The following is a 19,430-nucleotide window of genomic DNA, read 5'->3' on the forward strand; positions in this document are numbered from 1 at the left end:
TAACCTTTCCAAAATAAAGAAGCTACTCTTCCTTTTTAAAGGAAAAGCAGCTCCTTTATTTTATACTTCTTCTCGACTCGTTCTTATACAAGAAAATAGTAATAATCGTAAGCACTATAATAACTGCAAAAGTAAATACTCTGTAGTTCGAGATAGTAGCAGTACCAATTAACAAGGCAGGTATAACCGCCACAATTAAGCCGCCAAACATACCAACAAACGATCCTATACTTTGTTTTACTACTTGAGTTTCTGATATCCAATCATAATAACCAAATCGATTATTAATGAAAATCCCCCATACTGCTGAAAATAATGAATATATTATCGGTGTTATGACGATGAAAAGAGAACTCCAAACATCTAGCTTTAACCCGATTATTAGTAATACAGCACTAATAAGTGATGCAGGTATACTCAATGAAAGATTCATAAGAATTTTACTATCATAAATCACCTTTGGCGCTATAGGCAATGATTTAATAATCCATACATTTTTTCCTTCTAAAGACAATGACACACATGTTGTACATGTCATCGAAATCGCTGCTGCAATAGCAAATGGGGCAATCTTTTGCAACAGGGGCTCAATTCCAGGATACGCTATTAATTGGCTTGGTCCTACTACAACTATAGCTAGCGAGAAAGCTAGCGCCATCACGACTCCCATTCCACTATTTATAACATACACTGTAGAAGAGAAGAAACGTGTCAGCTCTTTTTTATACAATGCGACCAATACACTCTCTTTTTTCATGCTATTAATCTCATAATTTGAAAGCATATGATAAGTGGTGATCCCTGTGTTTATTTGCTTATATTTTAACGAAAGTATTTTTACAAAAAGATAATACCAAATCACTGATATCCCCACAAATAAGATGAAAGCTACCATATCAGCATTAACAATTGCTTTTTGAAACATGTTAGCTAATGGATACACTTTAGTTAATTGCTCCGAAACAATTGCACCAATTCCGTTCATATCATTAAGGCTATATTGAGCATTTCCGTTTTTTAGCATAAAGGAACCGAATGTAATAATTACTATAAAACTTAAAATCGTAGTTATTTTATTCGTATTTTTAAATTTAGAAGCGATTGCCGTAATCGAAGCTCCAAAGATTGCTGCGATTGTTGTTGGGATTAAAGATGCGATAAACATACTGATGAACCACATAAAGTAAAAAGAAACTGATGGATTTTCATGTATACAATACACAACTCCCATTGGTAGCATGATTATGATTGAAAAGATTGTATTCAGCAAGTATAAATACAAAAATCTACTTGCAATAACAGTACTTACGCGAATCGGCAATGACATTAAAAAGTCGTAATCCTTAAAAGCAAAAATTTCTCCATTTGCCTTAAATATAGTGAAAAACAACGTTAATACACTGCTAATAACTAGTGCATAGACGGGAATAATTTCACTCATTCCTAGTTTTACCAACCCATATGCCGAAGCTCCGCAATATAACATTAACATGACACCAACTAGAGCAATAGATGCTGTCAGCAAAATCTTATTCTGCTTCTTTTTCTTATCTTTTTCGTATTTAAAGGTGTTTAAACCGAGCTGCGTTATCAACCGAATTTTCAAAAGACCTAAACTATTAGTATTCATTAGCAAGCTCCTTCATAAAGAGCTCTTCCAATGAGCCTTCCTTAATTAAAGAATTTACTTCTCCTGAAAGTGCTAATTTCCCTCTATTAATCATCGCTACTTTATTACATAACTTCTCAGCTACATCTAAAACGTGCGTAGAAAAGAAAATCGCACTTCCTTTTTCACAAAGCTCTTTCATAATACCTTTCAATACTACGGCTGCCTTTGGATCAAGACCAACGAAAGGTTCATCTAAAACTAATAATTTCGGTTTATGTAAAACCGCCGATATAATCGCTACTTTTTGTTTCATACCGTGTGAATAAGAAGATATTAAGTCCCCTAAGTACGGTGTAATCTCAAAAGCATCCCCATACTTCTGTATCTGTTCTTCCCGATCCCTCGCAGGCACTTTAAACACATCCGCAACAAAGTTCAAATATTGAATTCCTGTTAATTGCTCATATAAATCTGGATTATCAGGAATATACGCCATTACTCTCTTACATGCAATCGGATCCTTTTTTACTGAATGTCCATCAATAAAAATTTCACCCTCTTCAAAATCTATAACTCCTACTAACGACTTAATTGTTGTACTTTTCCCCGCACCGTTATGTCCAATAAATCCAAAGATATCCCCTGCTTTAACAGTAATATTCAAATGATCAACTGCTTTCTTACCGTCTTTATATGTCTTGCTAAAATTTATAATTTCTAACATGTAAATCCCCCCCAAATCACCTTTTCGATTGAATTTTCAGACCTTAAAACGAAAAATTTACTCAGTGAGCTTTTCATTATTCCCACTGAGTATTAAAATCCCTTAACACATAGAAACTATAAATATAAAATTTGACTAATATAACTCACATTTGTATTTCTTTTTTATACAAAACGTAAGAATATAAATTCGTTATAATGACAGCAACTACTATAATCCCAATCATTATATAAGTTCTCCAATCAGCCGGAGCGAAAACACTTATAATCATAATAACTCCTAACGCCACAAATACTTTTCCGCTAAACCGATGTGTTTTCCGCCATACTTCTTCATTACTTAACGTCCATGGATTACGCATCCCGACAAAAAAGTTTGGCTTACACTGTGGTAAATAATTACCCATTACTAAAAATAAAACACCAACTAATAATTCAGGCACCCGATTAATGAATAAGTTATATCCTAATCCACTTGTAATAATATCTATATTTCCTACAAATAGTAGCAATAGTACCCCATTATTCATCATCATAAAGGCTTTAGAAAATTTCTCGTAATTTGCTTTCCTTGGATCAATCTTTGGTATCACATTTAGAAATATATATAATGCAATCATAATTCCGACCATAGAAACCATTCCGTAAAATTTAGACGAATAGCCATCTACCTTACCGCCGCTCCAATGTGTCGCAATTGTATCCGGCAAATGCGGCCAAGCAAACGCCCAAGCTAAACAAGTTATAACGATTAATAAGATTGCAAAAAGATGTTTTTTCATTTCCCCTCTTCCCCCTTATTCGTAAATGTAAACACCCAAGTCAACAAATCTTGAAAGACCGTTGTGTTTAAAGAGTACACAACGAATTGCCCTTTCTTTTCATCTTGAATAAGTTCAGCATTTTTAAGTGCGTTTAAGTGGTGTGAAATACTTGGTTTTGTCATATTGAAATGTTCAGCGATCTCACCAGCGGTTAGATCGCCTTCTTTTAATAAATCTAAAATTTTTCGCCTTGTTGGATCTGCTAATGCTTTGAATGCTTGATTCAATGTCTTTCTTCCCCTCATTAATTAGACATTTAGATATTTATCTAAATGTTAAAATGATTTTAGTTAATTGTCAATTATCTATACGCCCCTTTTTATTTTGTACCCTACGCCAATTACTCTATATTGAATAAAATCTAAAGATTACGCAGGTTAAAAAGGAAAGCAGCTCTTCTGTTTCTTTTCTTAATAATACTTTTTCTGGAACTTCTACAACTGTCTCATCACTTAGTTGTTGTTTTTCAAATAAGCGCAGCCTCTTCCATATGTGTTTTCTCCATTGACTAATCTGTTTGTAAACAATTCCATTCAACCAAAATAGAAACGGTCTAGATTGATCATATGTTGAAATAGATTTCCAAAGTTGAAAGTAGATTTCATTTACGATTTCATTTGTATCATGCCGATTTTTAACTATAGCAAAGACGGTTTCATAGACTCTCTGACTCGTTAAGTTAAATATAAATTCAAAAGCCTCCTCGTCACCTTTTAGTAAACGCTCTATCCAAATATGTATATCTTCATTACTTGCCAAGTAGTGCCCCCTCCTTAACGATGTTCTCACTATATATTGGACGGTAAGCAAAATAAAGTTCCAAATTTCATAAAAAATATAATACTTTTTATTCATTCATATATTTAAAAGGAAAATATATTGAATTATTCCTATAATACTTTTTACTTTTCTAACTTTTAACCTATACTGTTTACTAGCTTATCTTTCAACATAATGAAAAGACTTGAAACACATGATACACTATAGCTACAATTGTTTTTTTTGAGGAGGAATATACATATGTATAAAATTTTAATCGTTGAAGACGATCCAAATATTTCATCATTACTGCAATCTCACATTCAGAAGTACGGTTATGAGGCTGTTGTAGCGGAGAATTTCGATGATATTATGGAATCGTTTAACGCTGTGAAACCACATCTTGTTTTACTTGATGTAAACTTACCGAAATTCGATGGTTTCTACTGGTGCCGTCAAATTCGTCATGAATCTACTTGTCCAATTATTTTCATTTCAGCGCGTGCTGGTGAGATGGAACAAATTATGGCGATTGAAAGCGGTGCGGATGATTACATTACAAAGCCGTTCCACTACGACGTTGTAATGGCGAAAATCAAAGGACAATTACGCCGTATTTACGGTGATTATGCACCAAATATTTCTGAACGTATCGTTGAAGTAGAAGGGTTAAAACTATTTCCAGAACGTCCAGAAATTCATTTTGGATCTGAACAAGTTCTTTTAACGAAGAAAGAAGCTATTTTAGCAGAAATGTTATTATCAAAATTCCCTCGTACAGCGAGCCGTGAAGATTTATTAGCTGCGCTTTGGGATGATGAAAGTTTCGTTGAGGAAAATACATTGAACGTAAACATTACGCGTCTTCGTAAAAAGTTTAATGAGCTTGGTATTGAGAACTCTATTGAAACAGTACGTGGACTTGGATATCGCTTTAACGCAACTTGGAGTGAATAAGCATGAAGCTATTTTTACGTGATCATTTTGCATTTTTCCTACTGTACGTATTAAACTTCGGTATCATCTTCGTTCTTTATGATGCAGTAGATGGATTTCAAAACAATAAATTTTACTTCGTTGTTTTAAGTTTATACTTATTTATTTGTTTCCTCGCTTATCGTTACGTTCGCAATCGTAGAATGTACCATAGATTAAGTGAGCAACCAGAAAAAATGGAAGATGCGTTTATTGAAAGAGCGACTGCTCCGATGCCTCACGGTGTCAATGAACTCGTGCGTACGCAGTACCGCCTCTTCCAAAAAGAACTACAATCGTATGAAGTAAAACAACAAGAACATCAATTATTTATTAACCATTGGGTACATCAAATGAAGACACCTGTTTCTGTTATGCAGCTTATGGTGCTAGAAATGGAAGACGAGCATTTAATTCCAAAGTTTAAAAAAGAATTAGAGCGTCTAAACCAAGGGCTTGATATGGCTTTATACATGGCTAGGTTAAATAACTTCCATGAAGATTTCCATGTCGAGACGATTTCATTAAAAGATACGGTAACAAAAAATATTAACGGATTAAAAGAACTATTCATTCGTAATGGTGTCTTCCCTGTTTTAGAAGTCCATTCTGATTTAAAAGTTGCTTCTGATGCGAAATGGCTAAAATTTATCATCTATCAGTTAATGACAAATGCTGTTCGTTACTCTGGTGAACGCGGAAAGAAAGTTTTCTTATCTGCTTATCGAAACGGAAAAGATATTATTTTAGAAGTTCGTGATGAAGGTGTTGGTATTCCGCAAGAAGATATTCGAAGAGTATTTGAACCGTTTTACACTGGGAAAAACGGTCGCGCATTCGGAGAATCTACTGGTATGGGACTTTATATTGTAAGTAAAATTTGTGATTATTTAGGTCACTCTGTCAAACTAGATTCTGAAGTTGGTAAAGGAACGACGATTAAAATCATCTTCCACAACGCTGCAAATAATCAAGCAGAACATACGGAGAAGGTGACCGAAGCATGATCGTAACATATGCAAGCAAAATGTATGAGAACTCAATCTCATACATTTTTTGCAATACAACTACTTCTATATCTTCTAGCCGGAGGTATAATCTATGACATTTTGGCAATTTGCATTTAAAAATGTAACGCGTAATTCAAGAGCTTATTTTGCTTACTTTGTAAGTAGTTCCTTTTCCATTGCTGTGTTCTTTTCATTTGCTGTTTATTTGTTTCATCCGAAATTACAAAATTTTAGCATGACCTCTGAAATTTCAGGATTAATGATATTTTCAGAAGTAGTAATTGTATTTTTCTCTTTCTTCTTTTTACTATATTCTATTGGTACTTTTTTTAAAGTTAGAAAAAAACAATTTGGTATTTTGACCATTTTAGGAATATCGAGAAAACAATTACATCGTCTTGTTTTTATGGAGAATATGTTAATCGGGATTTTATCTATCTTTTTCGGCATGCAGTTTGGAGTTGTTTTTTCTCAATTTTTCTTATTAGTAACATCCAAACTTACGCATGTTCCAGGAATATATTTATACGGTCCTACTAACGCGTTTATTTTAACAACCATTGTTTTCCTTAGTCTTTTTATCATTGTATCTGCATTCACACCAATGCTTATTCGTACAAAAAAAGCGGTACACCTTTTAAAAACAAATGGTGGAAAACAAAAAGAAAGAAAACCCTCCATACTTGTTTCATTATTTGGTGCGATTTGTTTATTTGGTGGTTATGCGTTAGCTGGAAATCCTAAATATTTCGTATCAGTAAGCCCGCAAATCGGTGTTATATATATGGTTTCAAGTATTTTCGTTATCCCAATGCTTGTTACAATCGGAACATATTTCTTCTTTTCACAAATTAGTTTCTTACTGATTTATATTTTAAAGAAAAGAAGGAAGTTTTATATGAAACGGATTAATATGCTTTGGATTTCGGATTTAGCGAGCCGTATTCGAACGAATATTAATATGCTTTTTATTGTAGCGATGCTATCTACGATCGCTTTCACAATGATTACGTTTCTATATGGATTCGGGAAATTTATTAAGCTAGAAGTTAATAGAACTTCTCCTTTTCCAATTTCTTATTTTTCTTATGATGCGAACCCTTTTGTTACAGAGCATTTAAATTGGCTTGAGCAACAATTACAAAAAGAGCATTTCCCTTATCAAAAAATAGAAGCTGATATATATGAAACACCACTAAAAGAAGATAAAGATATAGCCATTTATAATGACGTATACGCAATTAAGCAAAGTGACTATAACAAACTTGCAGATTCTTTACGAATGAAACAACTATTTATGGATGATAACGAAGCATATGTGCTAACAGGGACATCTTATATCACCATATTCAACGAATTTGAGCAAAGCTACAAAAGAGATTACATTACACTCTCTAGTACAAATACGAAATTACGAGTGAAAGGCTATGAGCATGTAAACGCAATCCCATCTGACTTTTCATATCAAACGATAGTGTTGCCTGATATTATCGTAAATAACTTACCTAACACCGTAAAACATATATCAGCATACAATTACAAAATTCAAAACTGGGAACAGACATATGAAATTGCTGATAATTTTATAGAAAAGGTGCAAAAAGATCGAAATAAATCCCAGTATGAAGGACCTCTTATTCGATCCTTTGAATCAGCAGGATCGTTATACAAAATAACATCTGGTAGTGCCGCATTCTTCTTAATCGGGACATTTTTAGGAGTTATCTTCTTCATTGGAGCTGGTAGCGTTCTTTACTTTAGAATGTATACGGATTTGACGAACGAACAAGAGAAATATATAACGATTTCTAAAATCGGTGTAACAGATACAGAGATGAAACGATCTGCAACCATTCAACTTAGTATTTTATTTTTCATTCCGTACATTATGGCATCCATTCATACAATGTTCGCAACAAAAATGCTACAAGATGTAATTGGTTTATCTCTGTTCAAAGAAGTTTCAGCCGTTCTTATTATTTTTGGATTCGTTGAAATCGTATTTTTCTTATTTATTCGTTCACTTTATATGCAAAAATTATCACAGTACACGAGTGGACAAAATATTTAAAACAAACTTGATGAAAAGAGTATTTCTTATGCTCTTCTCATCTTCACCCCATTAGGAGGCTAGGTGAATGACATTTTGGCAGTTTGCATTTAAAAACGTGACGCGGAACGCCAGAGCTTATTTCGCCTATTTTGTAAGCAGTGCGTTCTCCATCGCAATCTTTTTCTCATTTGCAGTTTATTTATTTCATCCTAAATTGCATATGACAGACGTGAATTATTCTCTGAACATATTAATGACAATTTCAGAAGTTGTCATTGTGTTCTTTTCATTTTTCTTTTTACTGTATTCAATCGGTACGTTTTTAAAAGTACGAAAAAAACAGTTCGGGATTTTAACAGTACTTGGCATATCTCAAAAACAATTAAAACGACTCATATTTATAGAAAATATGTTAATTGGTGCTCTTTCTATATTTTTTGGCATTCAACTTGGAGTCGTCTTTTCACAGTTCTTTTTATTAGTTACCGCCAAAATTACACACGTACCTGGTTTATATTTATATCCGCCTACAAGTGCTATCGTTTTAACTATCATCATCTTTCTTGGGCTCTTCATTCTCGTATCATCTTTTACACCCATGCTCATTCGTACGAGAAAAGCCGTACGTCTTTTAAAAGAAGGAACAAAACAAAAAGAAAGAAAAGCATCCGTTCTCATCTCTCTATTTGGTGCGATGTGTTTAATATGTGGATATGCGTTAGCCGCAAATCCGCTGTATTTTATGTCGCTAGGTGACATCATTGGGCTTTTATATGCCATCTCTAGTATATTTGTCATCCCATCGCTTATTGCAGCTGGAACATACTTTTTCTTTTCACAAATTAGTTTTTTACTTATTCGTATTTTAAAAATGCGAAGAACGTTTTATATGAAACGAATTAATATGCTTTGGATTTCTGATTTAGCATCACGCATTCGTACGAATATTAATATGCTCTTTATTGTGGCGATGCTATCGACGCTCGCTTTTACAATGATTACATTCTTATATGGATTCGGGAAATTTACAAAGTTTGATGCGATTAGACAAAACCCTTTCCCGTTTACTTATTTATCACATACTGAAAATACATTAGCTGATGAACATTTAAACTGGTTAGAGCAGAAATTTAATGAAGAGCACTTTACTTATACAAAATTTAAAACAGATATATATGAAGTATCTTCAGCTGAAGATAACACACAGCTCTATTACGCAATTAAACAAAGTGACTATAATGTACTTGCTAAGGCGTTAAATTGGGAAAAACTCACGGTGAATAAGAATGAATCTTATATCCTTATGAAAGACTTAGATGATCAAGTTATTGGAACACTTCACAATAAAGACAAGAAAAATACTCTTACACTTACTCAAAACAATTTACAACTACAAGTGAAAGAATATAAAAGTTATAACCCATTCCCAAACAGCTTAATATACCAAGTACTCATACTATCTGATGAAAATGTAGAAGCCTTATCCACCGTTTCCAAACAAATGAGTGTATATAACTTCAAGGTTACAGATTGGGAGAAAGCACATAATATCGGTTCAGCGTTTATAACAAAAATCGATAACGACAATGCAGCGATTCAAGCAGAGCATCCACCGTTCCATGCAAGTGAAGCGAGCGATTCTCTATATAAAACAAAACTAAATGTCGCTTCGTTCTTCTTAATTGGTACTTTCCTAGGGGTTATTTTCTTTATCGGTGCTGGCAGTGTTCTTTACTTCCGAATGTATACAGATTTAACAAATGAACAAGAAAAATATATAACGATTACGAAAATTGGCTTAACTGAGACTGAAATGAAACGTTCAGCGACAATTCAGCTTGCGATTCTTTTCTTCGTGCCTTACATTATGTCATCGATCCATACGATGTTTGCGACAAAGATGCTACAAGAAATATTACATCTCTCGTTTTTCGCTGAGATTACAGTCGTACTTATGATTTTTGGAACGGTTGAAATTCTATTTTTCCTTTTAATTCGTTCCTTCTATATGCAAAAATTATCACAACACATTAAGTTTTAGAGAATAGAAAGGTGATTATTATGGAAGAAGTATTACACATAAAAAACGTCTCAAAAGTGTATGAGGGAAAAGTACCTCATACCGCTTTAAAAAATATAAATTTACACGTAGATAAAGGTGAATTTGTTGCTATCATGGGGCCATCTGGTAGCGGTAAATCTACGTTTTTAAACGTTATTTCTACAATTGATTCCCCTACTTCTGGTGATGTCGTTATTAATGGAAAAAAACCGCACACATTTCGTAGAGAGAAGTTAGCCATTTTCCGCCGCCAAGAGTTAGGATTTGTTTTCCAAAATTTTAATCTACTAGATACACTAACAATCGGTGAAAATATCGTACTACCTTTAACATTAGATAATGTTCCATTAAAAGAAATGGATGAAAAGCTTGATAACATTTCAAAAAAGCTTGGAATTGATCATATTTTGGACAAACGTATTTTTGAAGTTTCTGGAGGACAAGCACAGCGTACCGCAGTAGCACGTGCTGTTATCCATCATCCCTCACTTCTACTTGCTGATGAACCAACAGGGAACTTAGATTCAAAAGCAGCAATTGACGTAATGGAGCTATTTACGAAATTAAATAAAGAAGAAGATGCAACGATTTTAATGGTTACGCACGATCCGTTTGCAGCAAGTTATTGTAACCGCGTCATTTTCATTAAAGATGGCGAGCTTTACAACGAACTACACCGCGGATTATATCGCGAGAAATTTTATCAAGAAATATTAGATGTTCTAGCGTTATTAGGAGGAAGACGTGGATGACATTTTGGCAATTCGCATTTAAAAATGTCTCGCGTAATTCGAAAGCATATTTCGCCTACTTTGTCAGTAGTGCCTTTTCTATCATGGTTTTCTTTTCATTTACTGTATACGCGTATCACCCGCGGTTACAGAGTGTACAAAACTTTCAAGAACGTGATCCTCTAATGAACTTAGCTAGTACAGCACAGCTTGTGATTGTTATGTTCTCGTTCTTCTTTCTCTTATATTCAATTGGAACATTTTTAAATGTACGGAAGCAGCAATTCGGGATACTCACAATTCTCGGTATCTCACAGCGACAATTAAAAAGACTGTTATTTACTGAAAATATGATAATCGGGATATTGTCTATCTTTATCGGCATTCAAGGTGGCCTTGTATTTTCTAACTTTTTCTTATTAGTCACTTCGAAATTAACAAGTGCTAAAGGTCTCTATTTATATTGGCCAACAGAAGCGATTATCGTGACAACCGTAACGTTTATCATTTTATTTTTAATCGTTTCTACGTTTACACCAATGTTTATTCGTACTCGAAAAACAGCCCACCTTATTAAAGGGAACAAGAAAATACCAGCTGAAAAAAGACCATCTATACTCATCTCTTTATTTGCTTTAATTTGTTTAGGGCTATGCTATTATATCGCTGGTTATCCGCGAGGCTACGTAACGGAAAAAAATGTGCAAAATAGATCTGTCTTTTTTATTATGTTATCTATTTTACCGCTCGTAGTAGTCGGGACATATTTATTCTTTTCACAAACATTTCTTCTTTTTATCTATATTTTAAAGAAGCGTAGAAAGTTTTATTTGAAACAAATAAATATGTTATGGATTTCGGACTTAGTTGCTCGTACCCGTAGTAATATTAACGTACTCTTTATCGTTTCTATGCTATCTGCACTTGCATTTACAATTATTATTGGGTTATTCGCCGCTAATAACAATACGAAGGCATCAGTACTAGAGCGATATCCCGTCCCCTTCACTTATACATCAGAAGGTGACAATTCCCTTGAACAAAAGCATATTTCTACAATTGAAACGGAGCTTACAACTAGTAATTTTCAGTACAAAAAATATAAGTTTACAGTATTAAAAGATACAGCTTCCAAAGAAGATATTATGCTTATGAAGATGAGTGATTATAACGCAATTGCTAAACAATTGAAAAGACCGGAAATAACAATCGATTCTACAGAAGTTTATATTATTTCTCGGCACTCACCAGAACTTCTCGATCTCGTATCTAATCCATTTGCAAAGCAAAATACGATTACACTCGGGTCTAATAAAAAAGAATTTCATATTAAAGGGTTTATTAATAAGGGAATCGAACCATCCTTTGCATTCCCACATTTAGCTGTCGTACAAGATTATGTATTTGATAATATGATTCCTCATATTGAGACAACCGTAATCTATAACTACTTCGTAGAAAACTGGGAAAATGCAATAGTTCCAACCAAAAATATGTTACGTGTTATTAGTGGTGATGCACGTGAGTTCTACAAAAAGCATACAGAAGAGAACGCTCAAGTTCCTTTCTTCATACATACGGCTACGGATGAACTCATTTACGGTAAAGGAAATGCAGTTGCTCAATTCTTTATTTGGGCATTTCTTGGTTTTATCTTCTTTATCGGTGCGGCTAGTGTCTTATATTTCCGTATGTATAATGACTTAACAACTGAAAGACAAAAGTATATTACGATTACAAAACTTGGCTTAACTGAATTAGAAATGTTTCGCTCTGCAACCATTCAATTAGGAATTTTATTTTTTGTTCCTTACATCGTTGCTGGTGTTCACACGTTATTTGCGGTTAAGTTTTTACAAAGCATGTTTTCTTTCTCCTTACTAAAAGAGACATGTATCGTACTCACCTTTTTCGGGATTATCGAGATCATTTTCTTCTTCTTAATCCGTTCTCTGTACATTAATAAATTATCACAGCATATAAAAATATGAATAAAATGGCCTTGTGCGTATTGCACAAGGCCATTTTCAATAGTTTTTAATTAGCAGCAATATCCACCATAGCCGCCAGCATAACCGCCGTAACCACCGTATCCACAAGAGCCGCCTCCGCCGAAGCAGCTAGCACCGATGATAATTAATAAAATAAACAATACGATTAGAAGCGCAAAACCGCCTCCGCAACCATTTCTGCGGTTACAATCATCATGTCTGTGTTCACACTTTTCGCTCATTACCCTATTCCTCCTTTAGTATCATTCATAACAAGTTCCTCTTGTTCTAAATGAGGGGATTCCATTTATATTATGTTTTCAGGGCGAATAGGAAGCTTGGCTTACCTAAAAACGGGCTTGTTTTAGCAATTGGGCTTAATCAAAAAAAAGATACCTATTCAGGTATCTTTTAAAGAAACATATTCAACAAAAGGGCAAAACCGAATGCAATAAATGACAACAATGTTTCCAGCACCGTCCACGTTTTAAATGTTTCCTTCACCGTTAATCCTAAATACTCTTTTACAAGCCAGAAGCCTGCATCATTTACGTGAGAAAACATTAATGAACCTGCACCGGTTGCAATAACGAGAAGCTCTAAATTCACACCAGACATGTGCTGAATAACCGGTGAAACAATTCCTGCTGCTGTCGTTAGTGCGACTGTCGCTGAACCTGTTGCAATTCGAATTAATCCAGCTACCATGAAAGCTAATACAATTGGTGATAACGAAATATGTTCTGCCATTTGTGCAATAGCCGTTCCAACGCCGCTTTCAATTAATATTTGTTTAAATCCACCGCCTGCACCAATAATTAAGATAATGGAGCCGACCGGTAATAAACTTTCATCCGTTAATTTTTTAATTATCTTTTTATTAATTCCTTGTCTTATTCCAAGTAAATAAAATGCTGCGAAACATGAAATAAGTAAAGCGATTACTGGACTCCCTATAAAAACAAAAAATTCAGTTAACTTTTCCGGTAATGAAATATATGGTGCAACTACTGATAAAATCATCAATACAACTGGTAATAAAATAATAAAGAATGATACTTTACGACTTGGCAAATCAGTTGATACTGTCGTAACTCGAACAAGCTCCGGTTCATTTTCCGGTATAACCCTCTTATGTACCCACTTTGCAAATATTGGCCCTGCTATAATAGCCGTTGGTAACGCGATAAGTAATGAATATAAAAGTACCTTTCCTAAGTTCGCGTTATAAATACCGATTGCTGTCATGGCACCTGGATGTGGTGGTACTAGCCCATGTACGATAGATAATCCCGCAATAACAGGTAACGCAATTAATAATATATTTTGCTTCGTCGTTTTTCGAATGGAAATAACAAGTGGTAATAAAATGACGATCCCTACTTCAAAAAAGACAGGAATCCCTATAACAAACCCTGCAAATAACATAGCCCAAGGTAATTTTTTTACGCCGAAAAATCGAATAAAGAAATCTGCAACTTGCATGCCTGCCCCTGAATCAGACATCATTTTCCCTAATATAGTTCCAAGTGCCAAAATACCAACTAAATGTCCTAGTACACTACCAACACCAGTTTCATAGGCAGCCACTATTTTCGTTAAGTTCAGTCCAGACATAATAGCTAAAAACAAACTCGCAACTGTTAAACTAATAAATGCATGCCATTTCCACCATGATACCCCTAAAATAACAATTGTGATCGCAAGTAACGTGACGATTAATAAGTATATATCCATCTCTCATTCTCCTTACTTTTATCCCGATTGGTGTGGGCTAATAATTAGTGGGTGATGCCCTCCTCCACTAATTAAAGTTTTACTTTATAAAAAAAGAGGGAACATCCCCTCTTTTTATACGTCATAATTCACTACATAATGCTGCATTTCTGTATTGTAGTAGCCTTCGCTATATTCAATTACTTCGCCAACTTCATCATAAGAATAGCGCATACGTTTTAATAACGCTGTTCCCTCTTTTTCACCTAGCGCTTCTGCAACGAAATTAGGCGCAAGTCCAACCGCGAATTCATCTCTGAAGTTTTCTAAATGTATGCCTCGGTCTTCAACTAAATCATAAAGCGATTGTAAATCAAAGTCCGATAAATCTGTACTTGCCATTCCTGCTGAGAAATAGTGCGTATAATGAATGTACGGTGTATCATTTAACGTATATAAACGTTCGATACGGAAACTCTCTTTCCCGAATAATCGAAATGGCACTGTTCCTTCCTCATTATGTACGACTTCTGCTTTTAGCAATTTCTTCTGTACTTTATATCCTTCTTCCACTAACACTTCTGTAAATTTCTTACCCTTTGACAACTTTGTCGCCGAAGTATTACGAATTACTTTCGTTCCTTTACCGCTTTTTTTTTCCAAGTATCCTTCTTGAGCGAGTTCTTTAATGGCATTTCGTACTGTAATCTTGCTAACTTTGAACTCTTCCTCTAATTGCGGTTCTGAAGGAATATTCGTATGAATCGCATATACACCATGTAATATGCGATCACGAATAATATTTTTTATTTGTAAATATAATGGTCCTTTTTTCCTCGTTACGTTCACTGTTACACCCACTACCTTTCTACATCACCTACTGATGCCGTCATTGCCCGAAGTATATCTTTCTCTGATGACATTGGCGTATCACCGACGATTGTATGTGCTAGCATTCCAGCTGCTGACGCAAATGAAACAGCTTTCTCTGGTGCGAACTCTTTTATCTCGCCATGAATAATTCCGCTCGTATAAGCATCTCCAGCACCTATTCTATCATATACAGAAAACGTAAGTGTTTTTGCAAAAGTGAACGATCCATCTTTACATATAAATCCGCGAAGCGAATGTGTATTATCACTGTTAATAGAGCGATGAGTACCAGCGATTGTAGCAATATGATACGTTTCAGCTACCTTTGGAATGAGATCCAGCAGCTGCGCCTCACGCTCCGTCTCTTCTGTTTTCATCCCAAGAACGAACATCGCATCTTTTTCATTCATCATAACGATATTAGCAAGCCCTAGCATTTCTTCATAATGCGGTTTTGCCTGTTCATATCCGTCTTCTCCCCAAAGTGAGGGACGATAATTACAATCAAAAACGACGGTTCCTCCGTTTTCTTTAACTGCTCTCGCTAAAGATTTCATATGATGATGCACAGTATCATTCATCGCAAGTGTAATACCGCAAAAATGAACGATATCAATTTCCTTTGCGATTTCTTCAAATTGATACATTTCTTCACATGCCGTATTGAAGCTACTTTCTAATCGATTCGAATATGTAACGCGGCTTGCACGTGCACCGAATCCATTTTCTAAAAAATACATACCTACATATTTACCACCTCTTGAAACAAGAGAAGTTTGAATCCCTAACTTTTGAATGTAAGATACAGCTGCATCTCCAACCGAATTTTCCGGTAAAGTTGAAATAAGAAGCCCTTCATGCCCTAAGTGAGAAAGTGCCGCTACAACGTTCACACCTGTACCTGAAAATGAGTAATTTAACGTGTTAGCTTGCGACAACAATTCATATCCAGGTACTTGCAGGCGCATCATTACTTCACCGAACGCTGCAATTTTCTTACGCATATTGATCAACTAGCTTTTTCACGACTGCTAATAATTCACGAACATCTTCTACTTTCGTATTACCAGTTTCTTTATCAATAATAGAAGAGTATACGTGCGGGATAACTTGCTCTACATTTGCCTCAAGCGCAATACGTACAATTGTTTCAAAGTTTTCTTTATCAATTCCACCTGTTGGCTCTAATGCGAATCCTTCTTCTGCACAAGCTTTCGCAACTGCGCGATATTCTTCTTCGTGAGCTAGCCCTTTCATCGGGAAGTATTTCAATGAATTTCCGCCCATATCACGTACAAGTGCGATCGCTGTTTTAATTGGAACGATTGCTTTTTCTTCTCCAGCCGCACTAATTGGGCCAGTAGAAATATTTACGTAACCTACTTTTCCTGTTGGTGATACTAAACTATTAATCCAGCTATCCTTTTCGCCGAGATTTGCTCGCGTTGCTCCAACTGAAGGGAACACTTGGTTAATATGGCTACCAGGATAATGCTTCGCAATTTCAGCTACAACTGCTGCTTGGCGATTATCTCCTGCGCCTAGTCCGATTGATACAGCGTCATCAATTTCTTTTCCGTATGCTTTCATAGCTGTAACAGCTTCTTCTACTGTTGGGTAGTCTTTTGATAACACTCCCACTACTACATAACCTTCTGCTGCTTCAAAAATATCTTTTGCATTTTCTATATTGTTTGCTAATACATTTAATGCTACGTGGCCTTTATAAAAACGTTTTTGAATGTTTGTCATTTTAGTTTCCCCCTACGATTTCTCTCAATTTTTCTTCAATCACATGTATGTCATCACCTTGAAGTGGACGTGGATCAATATCAAAGAATCCTTGTCTTACTCCGTAATCACGTGTATAAATGGCGATTTCCCCTTCGCGTAATGCAGTCACAACTTCTTTTGCTGATTTGTTTAACTCTTTCTCGTTAATATGAATACGAGCTCTAAAGATTGCTCTTCCTGCTTCATCTTGAACGATCGTTACATTTACACCATTTAATTCTTTTAGCGGCATAAGTACTTGTAATAGCTCTTTTTCTTGCTCGCTCTTATCTTCTTTTACTCCGTACTCATCAAGCGCTTGAAGTAAACCGAAAGTCGTCTCTTTCCCAACTTTCATACTTCTTCCGATGCAATGTAATTGTACTTTCAGCCACTCGATGTATTTTCGTTTCCCGCCAACAATACCAGAAGTAGGCCCTTCAATCGCCTTTGAACCGCTATAAATGGCAAGATCTGAATACTTCACATATTTTTGAATATCTCCTTCAGCTGCTGCATCCACGATAAGCGGTACGTTATTTCGCTGCGCAACTTCCCATGCTTCTTCAACAGAAATCATATTTTTTTGCACTGCATGATGTGATTTCACATACAGAATCGCTGCTGTATTTTCACCAATTGCATCTTCAATATGCTCTGCTTTCCCTTCATTTGCATAGCCAACTTCAACGAGTTTACCGCCGCCTAAGTAAATCATCGTTTCAACAGGTGCACCGTATTGAACGTTATGACCTTTTAACATAATCACTTCGTTTTTCGCGATTACTTCTTGATGAAGTCTTTCACTTTTACGGCGATTTCCTTCCGTAACGATACCAGCGATAGAAAGCGCAATTCCGCTTGATGCTGAATTTACAACAACTGCTGCCTCTGAATCTAGAATTCTCGCAATATGGTCTCCTGCTTTATCTACTAAATCAGCAATTTCTACATAATTTTGTCCACCATGTTTCATCGCATCCATCACTGTATTTGCCGGAGCGGATACACCTAAAATACTCATTCTACCGCTCGCATTAATCACTCTTTTTAATCCGTACTTAGCATTCAATGAATGACCCATTAATTACAACCCCTTTTGTATCAATTCTTCTTTCAGCAATGCGCTGATCCCCTTCTGAATCAATTAACGTAACCTTCTCATCTTTCACCGTAAATAAAGTTAAGTTTGCAATATCTCCTTCTTGAATGCGGCCAAGCTCTGGTTTCTTAAGCCATTCTGCTGCATTTTTCGTAACCGCATCAATCACTTCTTCTAGCGGATAACCTAAGTAAAGGAATTTCGAAAGAACGTGAGCCATACTGTAAACTGGACCGTGTATACGGTTCTTCCGGTAAATATCTGTACTAATTGTACGAAAGGCAATACCGTAACGCTTCGCTGCTTCTGCTACTTTAAAAGAAAAACTAGCGTTACCGTGACCAACATCTAAATGCACACCGCGATTCACTGCATCTAGTAACACAGGTAGTGGTTTACCTTCTTCATCAAATAAATTATTTTCTTTCCCGTTTAAATAATGTGTAATGACATCATCTTTTTCTAAAAGAGGTACAACTTCCTCAATGCGAGGAGGCGCTGAACCGATATGTACCATAATCGGTAATGATGTTTCTCGAGATAAAGCGCGCGCTACATGCAGCGGTTCAATTCCACTATCACAAACGACACTTTTACTCATTCTCGCCTTTAACCCAACGATTACATCTTTATACTTTTCTACTGCTTCTATCGCTTTCTCTTTATCTATCCATTCCATATTGGATAATTCATCAATTCGTTTCAAACCGATGCGAGAAATATTTAAAAAGGCAAATAAATTTGTCTTTGCCTGCTCTCTACTTTTTACTAAATCTGCAATGCGATCAGCACCGCAACTACCCGCATCAACAATTGTCGTTACCCCTTGCTTAACGCCAATTTCATCCACCTCATCGCCATACGGATCAAACTCTGGAAAAGCATGAACGTGCAAATCAATCCAACCACTCGATACGTAAGTACCAGAGTAATCAAGAACCTTTCCACCCTCGCCAGCACCAGCTTTCGTCACCTGTGCGATTTTGTTATTTTCAATTACAATGTCAATCTCTTCCCCGTTCACACGTTTCACATTACGTAGTACGAATCGTTCTGTCATTGTATTTCCACCCTTTTCTATAAGAAGCCATAAGAATACGCTTACATTTAAGTTTCATTTTTTATATCTCTTTCACACGCTTAGCGTAACACAAAAAAAGGGAGAAGTAAATATAACGTTATAATGTTTAAAAGTAAATAAAAAGATGCTCCTCCAAAATGTTGAT

18 protein-coding genes are annotated in these 19,430 nt (G+C 35.4%); 6 read left to right on the forward strand and 12 right to left on the reverse strand.

Features of this window, described 5'->3' with window-relative positions:
- Positions 1-55: 55 nt before the first annotated feature.
- The 5 genes from MR167_RS17520 to MR167_RS17540 all read right to left on the reverse strand — a co-directional run bounded on the left by MR167_RS17520 (position 56) and on the right by MR167_RS17540 (position 3,918).
- Entirely contained in the window at positions 56-1,630 is a 1,575-nt protein-coding gene (locus MR167_RS17520; protein WP_086397185.1) for a permease, read from the reverse strand.
- Positions 1,620-2,336, reverse strand: a complete 717-nt coding sequence (locus MR167_RS17525; protein WP_000889755.1) for an ABC transporter ATP-binding protein — start codon at positions 2,334-2,336, stop codon at positions 1,620-1,622. Before MR167_RS17525 ends, MR167_RS17520 begins: the two co-directional genes overlap by 11 nt.
- Positions 2,337-2,481: 145 nt before the next feature.
- On the reverse strand, positions 2,482-3,117 hold the full coding sequence (locus MR167_RS17530; RefSeq protein WP_106082369.1) for an SdpI family protein: 636 nt from the start codon (positions 3,115-3,117) through the stop codon (positions 2,482-2,484).
- Entirely contained in the window at positions 3,114-3,386 is a 273-nt protein-coding gene (locus MR167_RS17535) for an autorepressor SdpR family transcription factor (RefSeq protein WP_001070526.1), read from the reverse strand. Before MR167_RS17535 ends, MR167_RS17530 begins: the two co-directional genes overlap by 4 nt.
- 118 nt (positions 3,387-3,504) lie before the next feature.
- The gene (locus MR167_RS17540; protein ID WP_000157858.1) at positions 3,505-3,918 is read right to left on the reverse strand and encodes a sigma factor; all 414 of its coding nucleotides are present in this window, start codon (positions 3,916-3,918) and stop codon (positions 3,505-3,507) included.
- Between the two features lie 261 nt (positions 3,919-4,179).
- Here MR167_RS17540 and MR167_RS17545 point away from each other — a divergent pair, with 261 nt between their 5' ends.
- The 6 genes from MR167_RS17545 to MR167_RS17570 all read left to right on the forward strand — a co-directional run bounded on the left by MR167_RS17545 (position 4,180) and on the right by MR167_RS17570 (position 12,740).
- Positions 4,180-4,875, forward strand: coding sequence for a response regulator transcription factor (locus tag MR167_RS17545; protein WP_000276738.1), 696 nt, complete (start codon positions 4,180-4,182; stop codon positions 4,873-4,875).
- 2 nt (positions 4,876-4,877) lie between these two features.
- The gene (locus MR167_RS17550) at positions 4,878-5,900 is read left to right on the forward strand and encodes a sensor histidine kinase (protein ID WP_000765341.1); all 1,023 of its coding nucleotides are present in this window, start codon (positions 4,878-4,880) and stop codon (positions 5,898-5,900) included.
- 94 nt (positions 5,901-5,994) lie between these two features.
- The gene (locus MR167_RS17555) at positions 5,995-7,974 is read left to right on the forward strand and encodes an ABC transporter permease (RefSeq protein WP_242315136.1); all 1,980 of its coding nucleotides are present in this window, start codon (positions 5,995-5,997) and stop codon (positions 7,972-7,974) included.
- Positions 7,975-8,041: 67 nt separating this feature from the next.
- Positions 8,042-9,997 (forward strand): FtsX-like permease family protein, encoded by a 1,956-nt coding sequence (locus MR167_RS17560; RefSeq protein WP_000145001.1) that lies wholly within the window; start codon positions 8,042-8,044, stop codon positions 9,995-9,997.
- 20 nt (positions 9,998-10,017) lie between these two features.
- A complete protein-coding gene (locus tag MR167_RS17565; protein ID WP_000393250.1) occupies positions 10,018-10,770 on the forward strand; it encodes an ABC transporter ATP-binding protein in 753 nt (250 codons plus the stop codon).
- Complete coding sequence (locus MR167_RS17570) at positions 10,767-12,740, forward strand: FtsX-like permease family protein (protein WP_242315138.1); 1,974 nt, start codon at positions 10,767-10,769, stop codon at positions 12,738-12,740. Before MR167_RS17565 ends, MR167_RS17570 begins: the two co-directional genes overlap by 4 nt.
- Positions 12,741-12,790: 50 nt before the next feature.
- On the opposite strand, the gene MR167_RS17575 is transcribed toward MR167_RS17570, so the two are convergent.
- From MR167_RS17575 to MR167_RS17605, 7 genes are all read right to left on the reverse strand, one after another.
- Positions 12,791-12,982 (reverse strand): YjcZ family sporulation protein, encoded by a 192-nt coding sequence (locus MR167_RS17575; RefSeq protein ID WP_001290406.1) that lies wholly within the window; start codon positions 12,980-12,982, stop codon positions 12,791-12,793.
- A gap of 169 nt (positions 12,983-13,151) precedes the next feature.
- The gene (gntP, locus tag MR167_RS17580; protein WP_000356190.1) at positions 13,152-14,477 is read right to left on the reverse strand and encodes a gluconate permease GntP; all 1,326 of its coding nucleotides are present in this window, start codon (positions 14,475-14,477) and stop codon (positions 13,152-13,154) included.
- 114 nt (positions 14,478-14,591) lie between these two features.
- Positions 14,592-15,317 carry a GntR family transcriptional regulator gene (locus tag MR167_RS17585; protein ID WP_242315140.1) on the reverse strand — a complete coding sequence of 242 codons (726 nt, stop codon included), beginning with the start codon at positions 15,315-15,317 and terminating at the stop codon, positions 14,592-14,594.
- Positions 15,317-16,333 (reverse strand): sugar kinase, encoded by a 1,017-nt coding sequence (locus MR167_RS17590; RefSeq protein WP_086397182.1) that lies wholly within the window; start codon positions 16,331-16,333, stop codon positions 15,317-15,319. Before MR167_RS17590 ends, MR167_RS17585 begins: the two co-directional genes overlap by 1 nt.
- Complete coding sequence (dagF, locus tag MR167_RS17595) at positions 16,326-17,081, reverse strand: 2-dehydro-3-deoxy-phosphogluconate aldolase (protein ID WP_000181897.1); 756 nt, start codon at positions 17,079-17,081, stop codon at positions 16,326-16,328. Before dagF ends, MR167_RS17590 begins: the two co-directional genes overlap by 8 nt.
- A 1-nt stretch (position 17,082) precedes the next feature.
- On the reverse strand, positions 17,083-18,186 hold the full coding sequence (locus MR167_RS17600) for a DgaE family pyridoxal phosphate-dependent ammonia lyase (RefSeq protein ID WP_000510079.1): 1,104 nt from the start codon (positions 18,184-18,186) through the stop codon (positions 17,083-17,085).
- Positions 18,164-19,264 (reverse strand): amidohydrolase/deacetylase family metallohydrolase, encoded by a 1,101-nt coding sequence (locus tag MR167_RS17605; protein WP_000139936.1) that lies wholly within the window; start codon positions 19,262-19,264, stop codon positions 18,164-18,166. The genes MR167_RS17600 and MR167_RS17605 overlap by 23 nt, the downstream gene beginning before the upstream one ends.
- Positions 19,265-19,430: the final 166 nt, after the last annotated feature.

The sequence above is a fragment of the Bacillus cereus group sp. BfR-BA-01355 genome, assembly GCF_022663675.1.
Taxonomy (GTDB): Bacteria; Bacillota; Bacilli; order Bacillales; family Bacillaceae_G; genus Bacillus_A; species Bacillus_A thuringiensis_S.

Bases quoted from the DNA above. Each gene is read 5' to 3' on its own strand.
- MR167_RS17570 (WP_242315138.1), top strand. From the start codon at position 10,767: ATGACATTTTGGCAATTCGCATTTAAAAATGTCTCGCGTAATTCGAAA.
- MR167_RS17530 (WP_106082369.1), bottom strand. From the start codon at position 3,117: ATGAAAAAACATCTTTTTGCAATCTTATTAATCGTTATAACTTGTTTA.
- MR167_RS17600 (WP_000510079.1), bottom strand. From the start codon at position 18,186: ATGGGTCATTCATTGAATGCTAAGTACGGATTAAAAAGAGTGATTAAT.
- MR167_RS17545 (WP_000276738.1), top strand. From the start codon at position 4,180: ATGTATAAAATTTTAATCGTTGAAGACGATCCAAATATTTCATCATTA.
- MR167_RS17565 (WP_000393250.1), top strand. From the start codon at position 10,018: ATGGAAGAAGTATTACACATAAAAAACGTCTCAAAAGTGTATGAGGGA.
- MR167_RS17525 (WP_000889755.1), bottom strand. From the start codon at position 2,336: ATGTTAGAAATTATAAATTTTAGCAAGACATATAAAGACGGTAAGAAA.
- gntP (WP_000356190.1), bottom strand. From the start codon at position 14,477: ATGGATATATACTTATTAATCGTCACGTTACTTGCGATCACAATTGTT.
- MR167_RS17575 (WP_001290406.1), bottom strand. From the start codon at position 12,982: ATGAGCGAAAAGTGTGAACACAGACATGATGATTGTAACCGCAGAAAT.
- dagF (WP_000181897.1), bottom strand. From the start codon at position 17,081: ATGACAAACATTCAAAAACGTTTTTATAAAGGCCACGTAGCATTAAAT.
- MR167_RS17555 (WP_242315136.1), top strand. From the start codon at position 5,995: ATGACATTTTGGCAATTTGCATTTAAAAATGTAACGCGTAATTCAAGA.
- MR167_RS17590 (WP_086397182.1), bottom strand. From the start codon at position 16,333: ATGCGTAAGAAAATTGCAGCGTTCGGTGAAGTAATGATGCGCCTGCAA.
- MR167_RS17605 (WP_000139936.1), bottom strand. From the start codon at position 19,264: ATGACAGAACGATTCGTACTACGTAATGTGAAACGTGTGAACGGGGAA.
- MR167_RS17550 (WP_000765341.1), top strand. From the start codon at position 4,878: ATGAAGCTATTTTTACGTGATCATTTTGCATTTTTCCTACTGTACGTA.
- MR167_RS17560 (WP_000145001.1), top strand. From the start codon at position 8,042: ATGACATTTTGGCAGTTTGCATTTAAAAACGTGACGCGGAACGCCAGA.
- MR167_RS17520 (WP_086397185.1), bottom strand. From the start codon at position 1,630: ATGAATACTAATAGTTTAGGTCTTTTGAAAATTCGGTTGATAACGCAG.